Annotated in this window: 15 protein-coding genes and 1 tRNA gene; 12 read left to right on the forward strand and 4 right to left on the reverse strand. The window is 69.0% G+C overall.

The features are described from left to right. Nucleotides 1-18: 18 nt before the first annotated feature. Entirely contained in the window at nt 19-1,245 is a 1,227-nt protein-coding gene (locus tag H7A73_RS09070) for a pyridoxal phosphate-dependent aminotransferase (RefSeq protein ID WP_182065703.1), read from the reverse strand. 151 nt (nt 1,246-1,396) lie between these two features. Between H7A73_RS09070 and H7A73_RS09075 the strand changes: the two genes are divergently transcribed. The 6 genes from H7A73_RS09075 to H7A73_RS09100 all read left to right on the forward strand — a co-directional run bounded on the left by H7A73_RS09075 (nt 1,397) and on the right by H7A73_RS09100 (nt 5,067). Continuing rightward, nucleotides 1,397-1,469 (forward strand) — tRNA-Trp (locus tag H7A73_RS09075). Between the two features lie 35 nt (nt 1,470-1,504). Next, nucleotides 1,505-1,768 (forward strand): preprotein translocase subunit SecE, encoded by a 264-nt coding sequence (gene secE / locus H7A73_RS09080; protein WP_371830607.1) that lies wholly within the window; start codon nt 1,505-1,507, stop codon nt 1,766-1,768. A 134-nt stretch (nt 1,769-1,902) separates the two neighbouring features. Then, on the forward strand, nt 1,903-2,946 hold the full coding sequence (gene nusG / locus H7A73_RS09085) for a transcription termination/antitermination protein NusG (protein ID WP_182065683.1): 1,044 nt from the start codon (nt 1,903-1,905) through the stop codon (nt 2,944-2,946). A gap of 158 nt (nt 2,947-3,104) precedes the next feature. Continuing rightward, nucleotides 3,105-3,536 (forward strand): 50S ribosomal protein L11, encoded by a 432-nt coding sequence (rplK, locus tag H7A73_RS09090; protein WP_017888638.1) that lies wholly within the window; start codon nt 3,105-3,107, stop codon nt 3,534-3,536. Between the two features lie 90 nt (nt 3,537-3,626). Next, nucleotides 3,627-4,316, forward strand: a complete 690-nt coding sequence (rplA, locus tag H7A73_RS09095) for a 50S ribosomal protein L1 (protein ID WP_017888639.1) — start codon at nt 3,627-3,629, stop codon at nt 4,314-4,316. 142 nt (nt 4,317-4,458) lie between these two features. Beyond that, nucleotides 4,459-5,067: a Pr6Pr family membrane protein gene (locus tag H7A73_RS09100; RefSeq protein ID WP_182065684.1), complete on the forward strand. Its 609-nt coding sequence runs from the start codon at nt 4,459-4,461 to the stop codon at nt 5,065-5,067. On the opposite strand, the gene H7A73_RS09105 is transcribed toward H7A73_RS09100, so the two are convergent. Next, nucleotides 5,064-5,777: a YqaJ viral recombinase family protein gene (locus tag H7A73_RS09105; RefSeq protein ID WP_182065685.1), complete on the reverse strand. Its 714-nt coding sequence runs from the start codon at nt 5,775-5,777 to the stop codon at nt 5,064-5,066. The two genes, H7A73_RS09100 and H7A73_RS09105, sit on opposite strands and share 4 nt — an antisense overlap. 67 nt (nt 5,778-5,844) lie before the next feature. Continuing rightward, a complete protein-coding gene (locus H7A73_RS09110) occupies nt 5,845-7,056 on the reverse strand; it encodes an ROK family transcriptional regulator (RefSeq protein WP_182065686.1) in 1,212 nt (403 codons plus the stop codon). Between the two features lie 144 nt (nt 7,057-7,200). Between H7A73_RS09110 and H7A73_RS09115 the strand changes: the two genes are divergently transcribed. The 6 genes from H7A73_RS09115 (at nt 7,201) to H7A73_RS09140 (ending at nt 13,641) form a co-directional block, all read left to right on the forward strand. Beyond that, complete coding sequence (locus tag H7A73_RS09115; RefSeq protein ID WP_182065687.1) at nt 7,201-7,947, forward strand: sugar phosphate isomerase/epimerase family protein; 747 nt, start codon at nt 7,201-7,203, stop codon at nt 7,945-7,947. Beyond that, nucleotides 7,944-9,095 carry a Gfo/Idh/MocA family protein gene (locus H7A73_RS09120; protein WP_182065688.1) on the forward strand — a complete coding sequence of 384 codons (1,152 nt, stop codon included), beginning with the start codon at nt 7,944-7,946 and terminating at the stop codon, nt 9,093-9,095. The genes H7A73_RS09115 and H7A73_RS09120 overlap by 4 nt, the downstream gene beginning before the upstream one ends. A 114-nt stretch (nt 9,096-9,209) precedes the next feature. Continuing rightward, nucleotides 9,210-10,511 carry an extracellular solute-binding protein gene (locus H7A73_RS09125; protein WP_182065689.1) on the forward strand — a complete coding sequence of 434 codons (1,302 nt, stop codon included), beginning with the start codon at nt 9,210-9,212 and terminating at the stop codon, nt 10,509-10,511. Nucleotides 10,512-10,729: 218 nt separating this feature from the next. Continuing rightward, a complete protein-coding gene (locus H7A73_RS09130; protein WP_017888646.1) occupies nt 10,730-11,725 on the forward strand; it encodes a carbohydrate ABC transporter permease in 996 nt (331 codons plus the stop codon). After that, nucleotides 11,718-12,557, forward strand: coding sequence for a carbohydrate ABC transporter permease (locus H7A73_RS09135; protein ID WP_017888647.1), 840 nt, complete (start codon nt 11,718-11,720; stop codon nt 12,555-12,557). The genes H7A73_RS09130 and H7A73_RS09135 overlap by 8 nt, the downstream gene beginning before the upstream one ends. A 136-nt stretch (nt 12,558-12,693) precedes the next feature. Next, the gene (locus tag H7A73_RS09140; RefSeq protein WP_182065690.1) at nt 12,694-13,641 is read left to right on the forward strand and encodes a TolB family protein; all 948 of its coding nucleotides are present in this window, start codon (nt 12,694-12,696) and stop codon (nt 13,639-13,641) included. An 81-nt stretch (nt 13,642-13,722) separates the two neighbouring features. Here H7A73_RS09140 and H7A73_RS09145 read toward each other — a convergent pair whose 3' ends face one another. Continuing rightward, entirely contained in the window at nt 13,723-14,400 is a 678-nt protein-coding gene (locus H7A73_RS09145; protein WP_182065704.1) for an ABC transporter ATP-binding protein, read from the reverse strand. Nucleotides 14,401-14,426 lie beyond the last annotated feature (26 nt).

The raw sequence follows: 14,426 nt of genomic DNA on the forward strand, positions 1-14,426 counted from the left end.
GTGTCGCGTGCGCAGCGTTTACGCGAAGAACTTCGCCAGCCGGGCGACGCCCTCGGCGATGTCGTCGTCGCCGAGGGCGTACGACAGGCGCAGGTAGCCGGAGGGGCCGAAGGCCTCACCCGGCACGACCGCGACCTCGGCGTGCTCGAGGATCAGGTCGGCCAGTTCGAGCGTGGTCGTCGGGGTGGTGCCGGCCCATTCGCGACCGAGCAGTGCGGTGACGTCCGGGTAGACGTAGAAGGCGCCCTGCGGGGTCGGCGTGCGGAAGCCCGGGATCGCGTTGAGGCCGTCCACGATGGCCTTCCGGCGGCGGTCGAAGGCCTCGCGCATGGCGGCGACGGGCTCCTGCGGACCGGTGAGGGCGGCGATCGCTGCGCGCTGCGACACGTTCGAGACGTTCGACGACAGGTGCGACTGCAGGTTCGATGCGGCCTTGACGGCGTCGGCCGGGCCGATGGACCACCCGACGCGCCAGCCGGTCATCGCGTAGGTCTTCGCGACGCCGTTCACCAGGATCGTGGTGTCGGCGAGGGCGGGGACCTCGGCCAGGATGCCGGCGAAACGGACGCCGTCGTAGACCAGGTCCTGGTAGATCTCGTCGCTGATCACCCAGATGCCGTGCTCGAGCGCCCACTCGCCGATGGCCCGGGTCTGGTCGGCGGAGTACACGGCGCCCGTGGGGTTCGACGGCGAGCAGAACAGCAGCGCCTTGGTCGCCGGGGTGCGGGCGGCCTCGAGCTGCTCGACCGTCACCAGGTAGTCCTGGTCGCTGCCGGCGAAGACCTCGACGGGCTCGCCGCCGGCCAGCCGGATGGCCTCGGGGTACGTGGTCCAGTACGGCGCGGGCAGCAGGACCTCGTCACCGGCGTCGACGATGGTCTGGAACGCCTGGTAGACCGCCTGCTTGCCACCGTTCGTGACGATGACCTGCGACGGCTCGACGGTGACACCGGACACCCGGGCGGTCTTGTCGGCGATGGCCTGCTTCAGTTCGGGCAGGCCGGTCGCGGGCGTGTAGCGGTGGTTCTTCGGGTCCTGCGCGGCAGCGACGGCCGCGTCGACCACGTGCTGCGGGGTCGCGAAGTCGGGCTCGCCGGCGGCGAACGAGATCACCGGACGGCCGGCGGCCTTGAGCGCCTTGGCCTTCGCGTCGACCTTGAGTGTCGCGGACTCGGCGATGGCCGCGATGCGGGACGCGATGCGCGGTCGATCGGCCGGCGCGGTGGCGAGGGTGTCGACGGACACGTGGGCGGTGGACTCGGGGCCTGGGGCTGCGGTGCTCACGGGCCCAGCCTACCGGCGCGGCACGCCGTGGACGGGGCCAAGTGGACACCGTGTGACGGACTCCCGTAGACTCGTCCACCGGAACGCGGATCGGTGACGAACCGTGTTGCGAAGGGCGGTGGCTCAATTGGTAGAGCAGCGGTCTCCAAAACCGCAGGTTGCAGGTTCGAGTCCTGTCCGCCCTGCAACTCTGGAAGGGTAGAAGTTGGCGAGCAAAGACATGGAGACGACGGCGGACGACGTCGTCGCCAAGGCGAAGCAGGACCGGGCCGAGCGCCGCGGGCCCATCGCTGCCATCGTGCTCTTCATCCGCCAGGTGATCGGCGAACTGCGCAAGGTCGTGACGCCGACCCGCAAGGAACTCTTCAGCTACACGGGCGTCGTGCTCGTGTTCGTCGTCGTCATGATGATCCTGGTGTCGATCCTCGACTTCGTGTTCGGTCTCGGCGTCGGGTACGTCTTCGGCAACGGGCCCACGGCCTGACCCCGACGTCGACTGCCGTGTGCGGTCGTTCCGAGGAGTACGGTCGCCCGAGACGGCGTCGATCGTGACGGCGTCGCTCGTGACCATGAACGAACGCCACCCCGACCCGAACCACCGAACGGAAAGAATCGACTGTGTCTGACAACTCCCGCGATGACATCGACCTCGCGACGGCTGCCGAGCAGTCCTCCGAGGTCGAGGAGAACCAGGAAGGCGACGTCGAGACCGGCGAAGGACGCTCCGTCGAGTCCGCTGAAGAGCGTGCGATCTCGATCGAGGGCGACGACGACGAGTCCCTCGGCCTCAGCTCCGAGCCCGACGACGGCACCGTCGACGCCGGCCTCGACGAAGCACTGACGGCCCTGCAGGAAGCCCGTGACCCCGAGGCAGACGCCGTCGTGGACGACGCCCTCGAGATCGACTCCACCGACGAGGCCGAGGCCGCCGTCGAGGCCGTCGAGGACGAGGAAGAAGTCGAGCTCGAGTCCGAGACCGCCGCCGAGGCGAACGAGACGCTCGCCGCCGACGAGGCACTCGACGACGAGGACGACGAGCCTGCCGAGGTCGACCCGTACGAGGCCTTCAAGGCCGAGCTGCGGATGAAGCCGGGCAAGTGGTACGTCATCCACTCCTACGCGGGCTTCGAGCGCCGCGTGAAGTCGAACATCGAGAACCGCATGGTCTCGATGTCGATGGAGGACTACATCTACCAGGTCGAGGTCCCGATGGAGGACGTCGTCGAGATCAAGAACGGGCAGCGCAAGCTGGTCACCCGCGTCCGGATCCCCTCGTACGTGCTCGTCCGCATGGACCTCAACGAGGACTCGTGGTCCGTCGTCCGGCACACCCCGGGCGTCACCGGCTTCGTCGGCAACGCGCACAACCCGACGCCGCTCCGTTTCGACGAGGCGTTCGGCATGCTCAAGTCCCTGGTGCAGGTCGCCGAGGCCGCGCCGACCAAGGGTGGCGCGAAGGGCGGCGGCCTGCAGGCACAGCCCGCAGCCGAGGTCGACTTCGAGATCGGCGAGACGATCACCATCAAGGAAGGCTCGTTCGCGGGCCTGCCGGGTTCGATCTCCGAGATCAAGCCGGAGAGCGGCAAGCTCACCGTCCTCGTCTCGCTGTTCGAGCGCGAGACCCCGGTCGAGCTCAGCTTCGACCAGGTCACCAAGCTCTAGCGACCACCACGCTGTAGCGGTCACCGAGATCGACTACACTGAACGGGTTTGGGCCCGCGCGCCTCGTGCGAGCGGGCCTTCACCGCTGTCCGGAACGGCCGGACCAGCGGGAGAGTGCACGGATCCCCGTGTGTTCGATTCCAGGAGGAAGACAAGTCATGGCACCGAAGAAGAAGGTCACGGGCCTGATCAAGCTGCAGATCAACGCGGGAGCCGCCAACCCGGCCCCCCCGATCGGTCCGGCGCTCGGTCAGCACGGCGTCAACATCATGGAGTTCTGCAAGGCGTACAACGCGGCGACCGAGTCGCAGCGTGGCAACGTCGTGCCGGTCGAGATCACCGTCTACGAGGACCGTTCGTTCACGTTCGTCCTGAAGACCCCGCCGGCCGCCGAGCTCATCAAGAAGGCTGCTGGTGTGCAGAAGGGGTCCTCGACCCCGCACACGGTCAAGGTCGCGAAGATCTCGATGGACCAGGTCCGTCAGATCGCCGAGACCAAGCAGGCCGACCTGAACGCCAACGACATCGAGCAGGCCGCGAAGATCATCGCCGGCACCGCACGCTCGATGGGCATCACGGTCGAGGCCTAAGCACCGATCGGGCTCCGGCCCACCACCAGACACCTTTCCGTGGGAGAGCCTCGCCGGCTCGCCAACCACGTATCTCGCAAGGAGACCACCATGGCGAAGAAGTCCAAGGCCTACCAGGCCGCGGCCGCGAAGATCGAGGCCGACAAGTTCTACACCCCGACCGAGGCCGTCGCCCTGGCCAAGGAGACCGGTTCCTCGAAGACCGACTCCACGGTCGAGGTCGCGCTGAAGCTCGGCGTCGACCCCCGCAAGGCCGACCAGATGGTCCGTGGCACGGTCATCCTGCCGCACGGCACGGGCAAGACCGCCCGCGTCATCGTCTTCGCGACGGGTGCGGCTGCTGAGGCCGCCATCGCCGCCGGCGCCGACGAGGTCGGTGGCGACGAGCTCATCGCGAAGGTGGCCGAGGGCTACACCTCGTTCGACTCCGCCGTCTCGACCCCGGAGCTCATGGGCAAGGTCGGTCGTCTCGGCAAGGTGCTCGGCCCGCGTGGCCTCATGCCGAACCCGAAGACCGGCACCGTCACCCCGAACGTGGCGCAGGCCGTCAACGACATCAAGGGCGGCAAGATCGAGTTCCGTGTCGACAAGCACGCCAACGTGCACTTCGTCGTCGGCAAGGCCTCGTTCACGCCGGAGCAGCTCGACGAGAACATCTCGACCGCGCTCGAGGAGATCAACCGCCTCAAGCCGTCGTCCTCGAAGGGCCGGTACGTCATGAAGGGCGCCGTCTCGACGACCTTCGGCCCCGGCATCCCGCTGGACGTCAACAGCATCTGACGACCTTCGGCACTGCGTCATCCCAGTGCCATCCCGCTGGACGTCAACAGCATCTGAGTCGAGTGACTCGAGGAAGGGCCCGCACCGGCAACGGTGCGGGCCCTTCCTGCACGTCGTCGCCGTGTCCCGATACCGTGGAGCCGTGCGCACCCTCGTGAACTCGCTCCGACTGATCGCCGTCATCGCCATCGTCGTCGCGGTCGTGGCGCAGTGGCTCGAGAGCTCGCAGACCCCGACGTACTCGTTCTGGAACTTCTTCGGCTACTTCACGATCCAGTCGAACCTGATCGTCGCCGTGGCCCTCGCGGTGACGCTCGTGGTCGCAGCCCGTCGCAAGCGGGCGGACCTCGCCGTCTCGGTGCTCCGTGGCGCCGCGACGGTGTACATCGCGACGACCGGCATCGTGTACAACACGCTGCTCACGGGCGCGAACGTGTCGGCCTCGGTGCCGTGGTCGAACGACATCGTGCACAAGATCATCCCGGTGTACGCGGTGCTCGACTGGCTGCTGTTCTCGGACCGCGCACGACTGCTGCTCCGGCACGTGTGGTGGTTCCTGCTCTACCCGGCGGTCTGGACCACCGTGGTGCTCGTCCGTGGCGCGACCGACGGGTGGGTGCCGTACCCGTTCCTCGATCCGGCGCAGGGCTACGGCGTCGTCGCGATCTACGTGGTCGGGATCGCGGTCTCGATCACCCTGCTCGGCATCCTCGTCGTGGGGATGAGTCGGCTGCGGCTGGTGCAGGTCTAGCCGGCGGAGGTCCGGCCGACGGTCTCGGAGCGGAAGCCGCGGAGCTTGTCGAGCACCAGGTCGGCGAGCTGGACGAGCCCGCGGATCTGGTCGTCGTCGCGGTCGACCCAGCGGCACTCGGGCTCGTCCGCGACCGGCACGAACCCGTCGTGGCGTTCCCAGACGAACAGGGTGCGGTCGGCGCCGAGCACGTACTGCTGCCACCAGATCTGCCGCAGGTAGTGCCGGGGGATGCTCCGCCAGGCCTTGCCTGTGGTCTTGATCTCGGCGAGCACCACGCGGGACGACTCGTCGACCCCGACGCCGTCCGGGGTGGCGAGGTGGGCGCGGTTCGCGGCGGCGTGGAACAGGTGCGCCGAGGGCTGGATGCCGTGGGTCGCGGCAACCCAGGCGGCGATGACCGGTTCGCGGTCCTTGCCGTGCTCGGTGAACGCGTTGCCGGAGAACCGGGAGCCGTAGCGCTTCTCGGTGACGACGGCCTCGACGGCGCGCAGCGAGGCCAGTCGGGCGACGTCGGTGGCGGTGATGCCCATGGCGCGGGCGCGGAGCCAGGCGACGCGGTCCGAGGAGTGCGCGACGATGCGCTCGGTGTGGCCACGCAGGGCGGTGAACGCGTCGCGCCCCGGGACCGTAGCCGGCGTGGCGGAGACAGACAGCTCCTCCAGACCGGGGTCCAGGTCGCCCCACAGGGTGGGCTGCACGATCGTCACCCGACGATTGTCCCCCCGACCACCGGCAAGACCGAAACCGACGCGCTCACGCGACCGCGGGTGAGCGTCAGGAGACCAGTTCGCGCCCCTCGGCGAAGGCGACGAGCTCGTCGACCCCGGCGGGGGAGAGGGCGTAGCCGATGGCGAGGGCCGCGGCCCCCTGCAGCGCGGCGAGGGACCCGGCGCGGGACTGGACGATGACGAGGTGCTCACTGGCCAGGGGCATCGAGCGGGAGTAGACGACCTCGCGGACGCCGGCGAGCAGGTGCTCACCGGCCTGCGTGATCGATCCGCCGAGTGCGATGACCGACGGGTTGATGAGCGAGATGCAGGTCGCGAGGACCTCGCCGATGTCCCGACCGGCCTGTCGGACGGCGTAGATGGCGTCGAGGTCCGACCGGTTCACCAGGTCGATCACGTCCGCACCCGTGTGCACGTCGTGCCCCTTCGCGCGGAGTGCGCGGGCGATGGCCGGACCGGAGGCCACGGCCTCCAGGCAGCCGGTGTTGCCGCAGTGGCAGGGGACGTCGCCGGCGCGGGAGACCCGCACGTGGCCGATGTCACCCGCGGTGCCCTGGGCGCCGCGCTGCAGCCGGCCCTCGGAGACGATGCCGGACCCGATGCCGGTGGCGACCTTCACGAACAGCAGGTGGTCGACGTCCGGCCAGCCGTGCTCGCGCTCACCGAGGGCGGCGATGTTGACGTCGTTGTCGAGCAGGACGTGGGCGGCGATGTGCTGGCGGAGCCACGAGGGCACGTCGAAGCCGTCCCAGCCGGGCATGATCGGCGGGTTCGCCGGGCGGCCGGTGGAGAACTCGACCGGTCCGGGCACGCCGATGCCGATCGCGATCACGTCCTGCCGGCTCCGCCCGACCTCGCCGAGCAGGTCGTCGATCGTCTCGACGAGCCAGGACAGCGTCGGCACCGGACCGGCGGCGATGTCGATCCGGGCCTCGCGGGTGGCGAGCGGAGCCGCGACGAGGTCGGTGACGGCGACACGACCGTGCGAGGCGCCGAGGTCGGCAGCGATCACGAGCCGGGCGCGGGGCTTCAGCGCCACCTGGGCAGGCGGACGGCCGCCGGTGGAGACGGCGGTGTCCACGGCGCCGACCAGCCCGATGTCGATCAGGGAGTCGAGGCGCACGCCGATGGTGGAGCGTGCGAGTCCTGTCAGTGCGGCGAGCTCAGCCCTGGTGCGCGGCACGCCGTCGCGGAGGATCTGGAAGAGCTCGCTCGTCCCGACCGGAGGCGACGCTGCCGTCCGGTTCAAGTCGACCATGTGGGGAGTGAAGCACACATCGTTCGCGCCACGCAATGAAGTCCGTCGACATTCCTCGGACTTCTGCTTGACCGCCGACAAAAGTGCTCGTAGTGTGACGATCGGTCAGTGACGACCGCGCCATCTCGACGAGGAGAACCCCTGGTGACCCAACCGCTCTCGGTCCAGCTCTACACGGTCCGCGATGCCCTCGGTGCTGATCTGCCCGGCACCCTGCAGCGCATCGCCGACATCGGCTACACGAACGTCGAGGCCTTCGGCTTCGTCGACAACGCCGACGAACTCGCCGCCGCCCTCCGCGACGCCGGCCTCGCCGCCCCGAGCGGCCACGCACGTCTGCTCGACGCAGGCGAGCAGGACCTCGAGCGGATCTTCCACGCCTCCACCACCCTCGGCTTCGGGACCCTCATCGACCCGCACATCGACGAGTCGCGCTGGACCACGCGCGAGGACGTCGAGGCGATCGCCCGCGAACTCAGCGCCCTCGCCCCGCGCGCCGCCGACCACGGCCTGGTGCTCGGGTACCACAACCACGCGTTCGAGTTCTCGAACCGCATCGACGGCGTCAGCGCCTACGAGGTCTTCGCCGACGCCCTGTCCGACGACGTCGTGCTCGAGCTCGACACCTACTGGGTGCAGGTCGGCGGGGACGACCCGGTCGCGGTCATCCGCAAGTACGGCGACAAGGTGCAGTTCCTGCACGTGAAGGACGGCGACGGCTCGCACGACGACAAGCAGCAGGTCGCCGTCGGCAACGGCGTCATGCCGATCCGCGACATCATCGCCGCGGCGCCCGACGCACTGCACGTCGTCGAGCTCGACGACCACGAGGGTGACGTCTTCCAGGCCGTCGCCGACTCCTACACGTTCCTCGAGGGGGCCCGCGCATGACCGACACCACGACCGCCGCTGCAACGGCGACCGACGGCACCACCCGCACCGGCCCGGTCGGCGTCGGTGTCATCGGTGCCGGGGTCATCTCGGACCAGTACCTGTCGAACCTCACCGTCTTCCCCGACGTGACCGTCCGCTTCATCGCCGACATCGACCTGCCGCGCGCCGCCGCGCAGGCCGAGAAGTGGGGCGTCCCCGGATCGGGCACCGTCGAGGAACTCCTGGCCGACGACGACATCGAGATCGTCGTGAACCTGACGATCCCGGCCGCCCACGTCGAGGTCGCGCTGCAGGCCCTGGCCGCCGGCAAGCACGTCTGGGGCGAGAAGCCCTACGCCCTCGACCGTGCCAGCGCCGCGGAGCTCCGCGACGCCGCGGCCGCCGCGGGCAGGACCGTCAGCGTCGCCCCGGACACGTTCCTCGGCGCCGGCCTGCAGACCGCGCTCCGCACCATCCGCGACGGCCGCATCGGCACGCCCCTGAACGGCCTGACGCTCTTCCAGAGCCCCGGCCCCGAGTCGTGGCACCCGAGCCCCGAGTTCCTCTTCGCGTACGGCGCCGGTCCGCTGTTCGACATCGGCCCGTACTACATCACCACCCTCGTCCAGACGTTCGGCCCGGTGAAGAAGGTCACGGCGACGGCGTCGAAGTCCCGCGCCACCCGCACCATCGGCTCCGGACCGAAGGCCGGCACCGAGTTCCCGGTGGACGTCCCGACGAACCACTCCGCGCTGATCGAGTTCGAGAACGGCGGGAGCGCGCAGAGCGTCTTCTCGTTCGAGTCCGACCGCGGCCGCACCGGTTTCGTCGAGATCGCGGGGGAGACCGGCACCGTCGTGTTCCCCGACCCGAACAACTTCGACGGCGACACCGAGCTGTACGCGCTCGGTTCCGAGGAGCCCGAGACGATCCCCGCGGTCGGCTCCACCTACTCGCGCGGCACCGGCGTGGTCGACCTGGCCCGCTCGCTGCGGGCCGGCGACGAGAACCGCGTCCCCGGTGCGCTCGCCTTCCACGTCCTCGACGTGATGGTCTCCATCGCCGAGGCGGCAGAACGTGGCGAGGCGGTGCTCGTCGAGAGCACCGTGTCGCCCTCCCCGACCCTCCCCGAGGGCTGGGACCCCGCGGAACGCACCCTGGCCTGACCGCCAGGGCGCTGCCCGCAACCCACAGCAGCACCCGACCAGCACCATCCGCAGCACCAGCTCCACCTCTGCACCATCCCCTGCACCATCTCAACGACGAGAAAGTAGAGAGTCATGCGCACTGCCATCCGCGCACTGGCCATCACCGCGGCCGCCGCACTCACCGTGTCCGGCCTCGCAGCCTGCTCCTCCGGATCGTCCGGCAACTCCGGCGACTCCAAGACGCTCACGTACTGGGCGTCCAACCAGGGCACGTCCCTGCAGAACGACAAGGAGGTGCTGACCCCCGTCCTCGAGAAGTTCACCAAGGAGACCGGGATCAAGGTCGACCTCCAGGTCATCGGCTGGAACGACCTGCAGAACAAGATCCAGACCGCCGTCACCTCGGGCCAGGGCCCGGACGTCGTCAACATCGGCAACACCTGGGCGACCTCGCTCCAGGCCACCGGCGCCTTCCAGGAGTTCGGTGACGCCGAGATGAAGGCGATCGGCGGTGCGGACAAGTTCGGCAAGGTCGCCCTGTCCACCGGTGGCGCGCCCGACAAGACGGTCACGAGCGTCCCGCTCTACGGTCTCGCCTACGGCCTGTACTACAACAAGAAGATGCTGTCGGACGCCGGCATCACCCCGCCCACCACGTGGGAGGAGATGGTCTCCGACGCCGAGAAGCTGACCAAGGGTGACACCTACGGCTTCAGCCTCGCGGGCGGTTCGTACACCGAGAACTCGCACTTCGCGTTCATCAACTCGGCGCAGAACGGTGGCGAGTGGTTCGACAAGGACGGCAAGCCGACCTTCACCTCGAAGGCCAACGTCGACGGCATCAAGCGCTACCTCGACCTCATGCAGGACGCGAAGGTCGCCAACCCGTCGAACGCGCAGTACGACAACGCGACGCAGTCGACCACGGACTTCGCGAAGAAGAAGGCCGCGTTCATCCTCAACCAGAACAACGCGAACGCGACCATCGAGTCCCTCGGCATGAAGTCGTCCGAGTACGGCGTCGTGGCGCTGCCGGCTCCCGAGGGCGGCGAGCAGATCGCGTCCTTCCCGGCCGGCATCAACCTGTCGGTCTTCAAGAACACGAAGAACAAGGACGGCGCGCTCAAGTTCGTCAAGTACATGACGAGCATGGACACGCAGACGACGCTGGACAAGCCGTACTCGGCCCTGCCGGTGCTCGCCGAGGCTGCTGACTCCGTCACGGACGAGCAGACGAAGACGTTCCTCGACATCTACAACAACAAGGCGAAGCCGCTCCCGCTGGTGCCCGCCGAGGACCAGTTCGAGTCCACGGTCGGCAAGGCGATGAACGACATGTTCGCCAAGATCGCGACCGGTTCCACGGTCTCCGAAGCCGACATCAAGTCGGCGCTGCAGACCGCCCAGGACCAGGTGTCCCAGGCCGCCGGTTGATCCACCCTGGAGGCCCGGGTCGCGTCCGCCGGACGCGCCCGGGCCTCCAGCCCCTGACGTTCCAGGGCCGACCACCCGTCGGCCGTGAGGCTGACGCCCCGGAGCCGACCACCCGTCGGCCGTGCGGCCGACGCCCCACGCACCCCGCGCCTCCCGGCCGCTGCCACGGCCCGCGCGGACCGCACCTGCACGCCCCTCCTGCCGAAAGGCCCCACCAGATGTCCACGACGGTCCTGCCCGACTCGGAGCGCATCGACCTGACGCACACGAAGGCCCCGACGATGTCGGGCCGTCCGCCAGGTCGCAAGCGCAAGACCCACTGGCTGCCCTACGCGCTCGTCGCGCCGGCCATCCTGTTCGAGCTGCTCATCCACATCGTCCCGATGCTCACCGGCATCTGGATCTCGTTCATCCAGCTCACCAAGTACTTCATCGCGAACTGGGGCGCCGCGCCCTTCGCCGGGTTCCGGAACTACCAGGTCGTCGTCGACTTCGACCAGGCGATCGGCCGTGGGGTCCTCAACTCGTTCCTCATCACGTGCGCCTTCACGGTCCTCGTGGTCGGGCTCTCCTGGACCTTCGGCATGGCCGCAGCCGTCGCGCTGCAGAAGCCGTTCGCCGGACGCGGGCTCTTCCGCACCCTGTTCCTCGTGCCCTACGCGCTGCCGATGTACGCCGGCGTCATCACCTGGAAGTTCATGTTCCAGCGGGACTCCGGGGCCCTGAACCACCTGCTCGTCGACCAACTCGGGCTGTTCGGCGGCAACGCCCCGTTCTGGCTCATCGGCAACAACGCGTTCGTGGCCGTCGTCGTCGTGGCGATCTGGAAGACCTGGCCCTTCGCGTTCCTGATGCTCATGGCCGGTCTGCAGTCCGTCCCCAACGACGTCTACGAGGCCGCTTCGGTGGACGGTGCCAAGCCGTTCCGCCAGTGGCGCTCGATCACGCTGCCGATGGTGCGCCCGGTCAACGTGACGCTCGTGCTCGTGATGTTCCTGTGGACGTTCAACGACTTCAACACCCCGTTCGTGCTGTTCGGCTCGACCGCGCAGCCGCCCGCCGCGGACCTGCTGAGCTTCCACATCTACAACGCGTCGTTCATCACCTGGAACTTCGGTTCCGGTGCCGCGATGAGCGTCCTGCTCCTGCTCTTCCTGCTCGTCGTCACCGGCATCTACCTCGCCGTGACCAACCGGAGGTCCGTCCGTGCGTGAGACAACTGGCGCCAAGTCCTTCAAGATCATCACCCTGGTCGTCCTGACGCTGTTCACGGTCGTGCCGCTCTACGTGATGATCACCACGGCCATCAAGCCCCTCGGCGACGTGCAGGACAACTTCACGTGGATCCCGTCGCGGATCACCTTCCAGCCGTTCATCGACATGTGGTCGACGGTGCCGCTCGGTCGGTACTTCATCAACTCGCTCGTGGTCTGCACGGTGGCGACGGTGTTCTCGCTGATCATCGCGACGTTCGCCGCCTACGGCGTCTCGCGCTGGAACTTCAAGGGCAAGAGCACCTTCACCACCGCGGTGCTCTCCACGCAGATGTTCCCCGGCGTGCTGTTCCTGCTGCCGCTGTTCCTGATCTTCACGAACCTCGGCAACACCCTGGGCATCCAGCTCGTCGGGTCGTGGCTCGGCCTGATCATCACGTACCTGACGTTCACACTGCCGTTCTCGATCTGGATGCTGGCCGGGTACTTCGAGACCATCCCGCGCGAGCTCGACGAGGCCGCCATGGTCGACGGTTCGGGCCCGATGGGTGCCCTGTTCCGGGTCATCCTGCCGTCGGCCCGCCCGGGTCTGGTGGCGGTCGGGATCTACTCGTTCATGACGGCCTGGGGTGAGGTCCTCTTCGCCTCGGTCATGACGAACGGCCTCGGTTCGACCCTGGCGGTCGGTCTGCAGCAGTACTCGACGCAGACGAACGTGTACTGGAACCAGGTCATGGCGGCGTCGCTCGTCGTGTCGATCCCGGTCGTGGCCGCGTTCCTCGTGGTGCAGCGCCAGTTCGTGGCAGGCCTGACCGCCGGTGCCGTGAAGTAGGCGGAGCCCTTCCGCAAGACACCGGTGTTCGTGCTCGACGCCGCCGCATCACGCGGTGCGCAGCGCGAACACCGGTGTTTTGCCGTTCCCCACCGACCCGACCACCCGACCACCCGACGACCGACAGGATGGAACCATGAGCGACGAGACCAGGGGGCGGCAGCTGCTGCCCGGACAGACCAGCCGCGTGCACGTGTACGACGTCGAGTCCCGCACCTCGAGGCTCGTGTTCGAGTCGGCCGCGGTGCTCGTCGAGGCACCGAACGTCCTGGACGCCGAGACCCTGGTGCTCAACGGCGACGGCGACCTCTGGCTGCTGCGACTGCCGTCCGCCGACAGCGGCACCGTGCTGGACGAGACCGCGCTCGTGCCGGTGCCGATGGACGGCGTCGACGAGATCAACAACGACCACGTGGTCGACCCGTCCGGCAGCTCCATCGTGGTGAGCGCGCGCGACGGCGAGCTGTACCGCGTCCCGCTGCCCGAGGGCGGCCCCACGACCCGGATCACCGACGTCGCTGCGGCCCTGCCCGCCAAGCGGAAGTTCTACCTGCACGGCATCGCCCCCGACGGCAGTGCCCTCGCCGCGATCGTGGGGGAGCTGTCCGAGGACGGCGTCTGGACGACCGACGTCGCGATGGTCGACCCGGAGACCGGCGAGCCGACGTTCGTCACGCGGGACGAGCACTCCGACGACGGCTGCACCATCAGTCCGGCCGGCGGGATCCTGCTCTGGAACACGGAGCGGTTCACCCCCGGCACCGCGCAGCTGGCCGTGCGCTGGCCCGGGCACGACAGCCCCGTCCGCCTGACGAACGACGACCGGGTGAACTGGTTCCCGCACCTGTCGCCGGACGGCGCACACCTGCTCTACCTGTCGTACGAGCCCGGCGTGCAGGGCCACCCGGCGGACCACCGCGTCGAGCTGCGGCTGCTACCGGGGTCGCTCGTCCGCGGCGCACGGATCGCGGTCCAACCGGAGACCCTGGTGGCGCTCGACGGCGGGCAGGGGACGGTCAACGTGCCGCCGTGGGCCCCGGACTCGGCGTGGTTCGCGTACTGCGACTACCCGGTGGCGGGGTAGCGGCGTCGTCACGCGCTGCGCGACAGTCCACGCGCCGCGGGACGCGTGGTCTGTCGCGCAGCGCGAAACGCGCCCGCCCCGCTAGACCTCGCGCACCTGCCCCTGCTTGATGTGCAGGCGCCGCTCGGCACGCTTCGCGACCCACGAGTCGTGCGTGACGATGACGACGGTCAGCCCGCGCTCCCGCCACTGCTTCTCGATGAGCGCCATGATCTCGTCGCGGGTCGACTCGTCGAGCGCACCCGTCGGCTCGTCGGCGAGCAGCACGCTCGGGTTCTTCACCAGCGCCCGGGCGATCGCCACGCGCTGCTGCTGTCCGCCGGACAGCTCGGCCGGCAGGTGCTCCATCCGCTCGCCGAGTCCGACCTCGCGGAGGGCAGCGACCGCGCGCTCGCGGACCTCGGTCCGGGACCGGTTCGCGAGCGACCCCGCGAACGCCGTCTCGACGTTCTCGAGGGCCGTCAGCGTCGGGATCAGGTTGAAGCTCTGGAACACGAAGCCGATCTCGGTCGCCCGCAGGTCGGTCAGTGCGCCGTCGCCGAGCTTCGCCACGTCGCGGTCGCCACCGAGGTGGATGGACCCGGCACTCGGCCGGTCGAGTGCTCCGAGCATCTGCAGCAGCGTCGACTTCCCGCCGCCGGTCGGCCCCTGGACGGCCACGAGTTGCCCCTGCGGGATCGTCAGGAGGACGTTCGTCAGGGCGGTGACGGTCCGGTTCTTCTGCTCGTAGGTCTTGCTGACGTTCGTCAGCCGGTACATCGGACTGGAGGCACGGGTCGCCTCCG

The organism is Curtobacterium sp. ME12 (assembly GCF_903970855.1).
Taxonomy (GTDB): domain Bacteria; phylum Actinomycetota; class Actinomycetes; order Actinomycetales; family Microbacteriaceae; genus Curtobacterium; species Curtobacterium poinsettiae_A.

Coding starts and splice junctions, on each gene's coding strand:
- H7A73_RS09145 (WP_182065704.1), bottom strand. CDS start 14,400: ATGTACCGGCTGACGAACGTCAGCAAGACCTACGAGCAGAAGAACCGG.
- rplA (WP_017888639.1), top strand. CDS start 3,627: ATGGCGAAGAAGTCCAAGGCCTACCAGGCCGCGGCCGCGAAGATCGAG.
- H7A73_RS09140 (WP_182065690.1), top strand. CDS start 12,694: ATGAGCGACGAGACCAGGGGGCGGCAGCTGCTGCCCGGACAGACCAGC.
- H7A73_RS09120 (WP_182065688.1), top strand. CDS start 7,944: ATGACCGACACCACGACCGCCGCTGCAACGGCGACCGACGGCACCACC.
- H7A73_RS09130 (WP_017888646.1), top strand. CDS start 10,730: ATGTCCACGACGGTCCTGCCCGACTCGGAGCGCATCGACCTGACGCAC.
- H7A73_RS09125 (WP_182065689.1), top strand. CDS start 9,210: ATGCGCACTGCCATCCGCGCACTGGCCATCACCGCGGCCGCCGCACTC.
- secE (WP_371830607.1), top strand. CDS start 1,505: ATGGAGACGACGGCGGACGACGTCGTCGCCAAGGCGAAGCAGGACCGG.
- H7A73_RS09110 (WP_182065686.1), bottom strand. CDS start 7,056: ATGGTCGACTTGAACCGGACGGCAGCGTCGCCTCCGGTCGGGACGAGC.
- rplK (WP_017888638.1), top strand. CDS start 3,105: ATGGCACCGAAGAAGAAGGTCACGGGCCTGATCAAGCTGCAGATCAAC.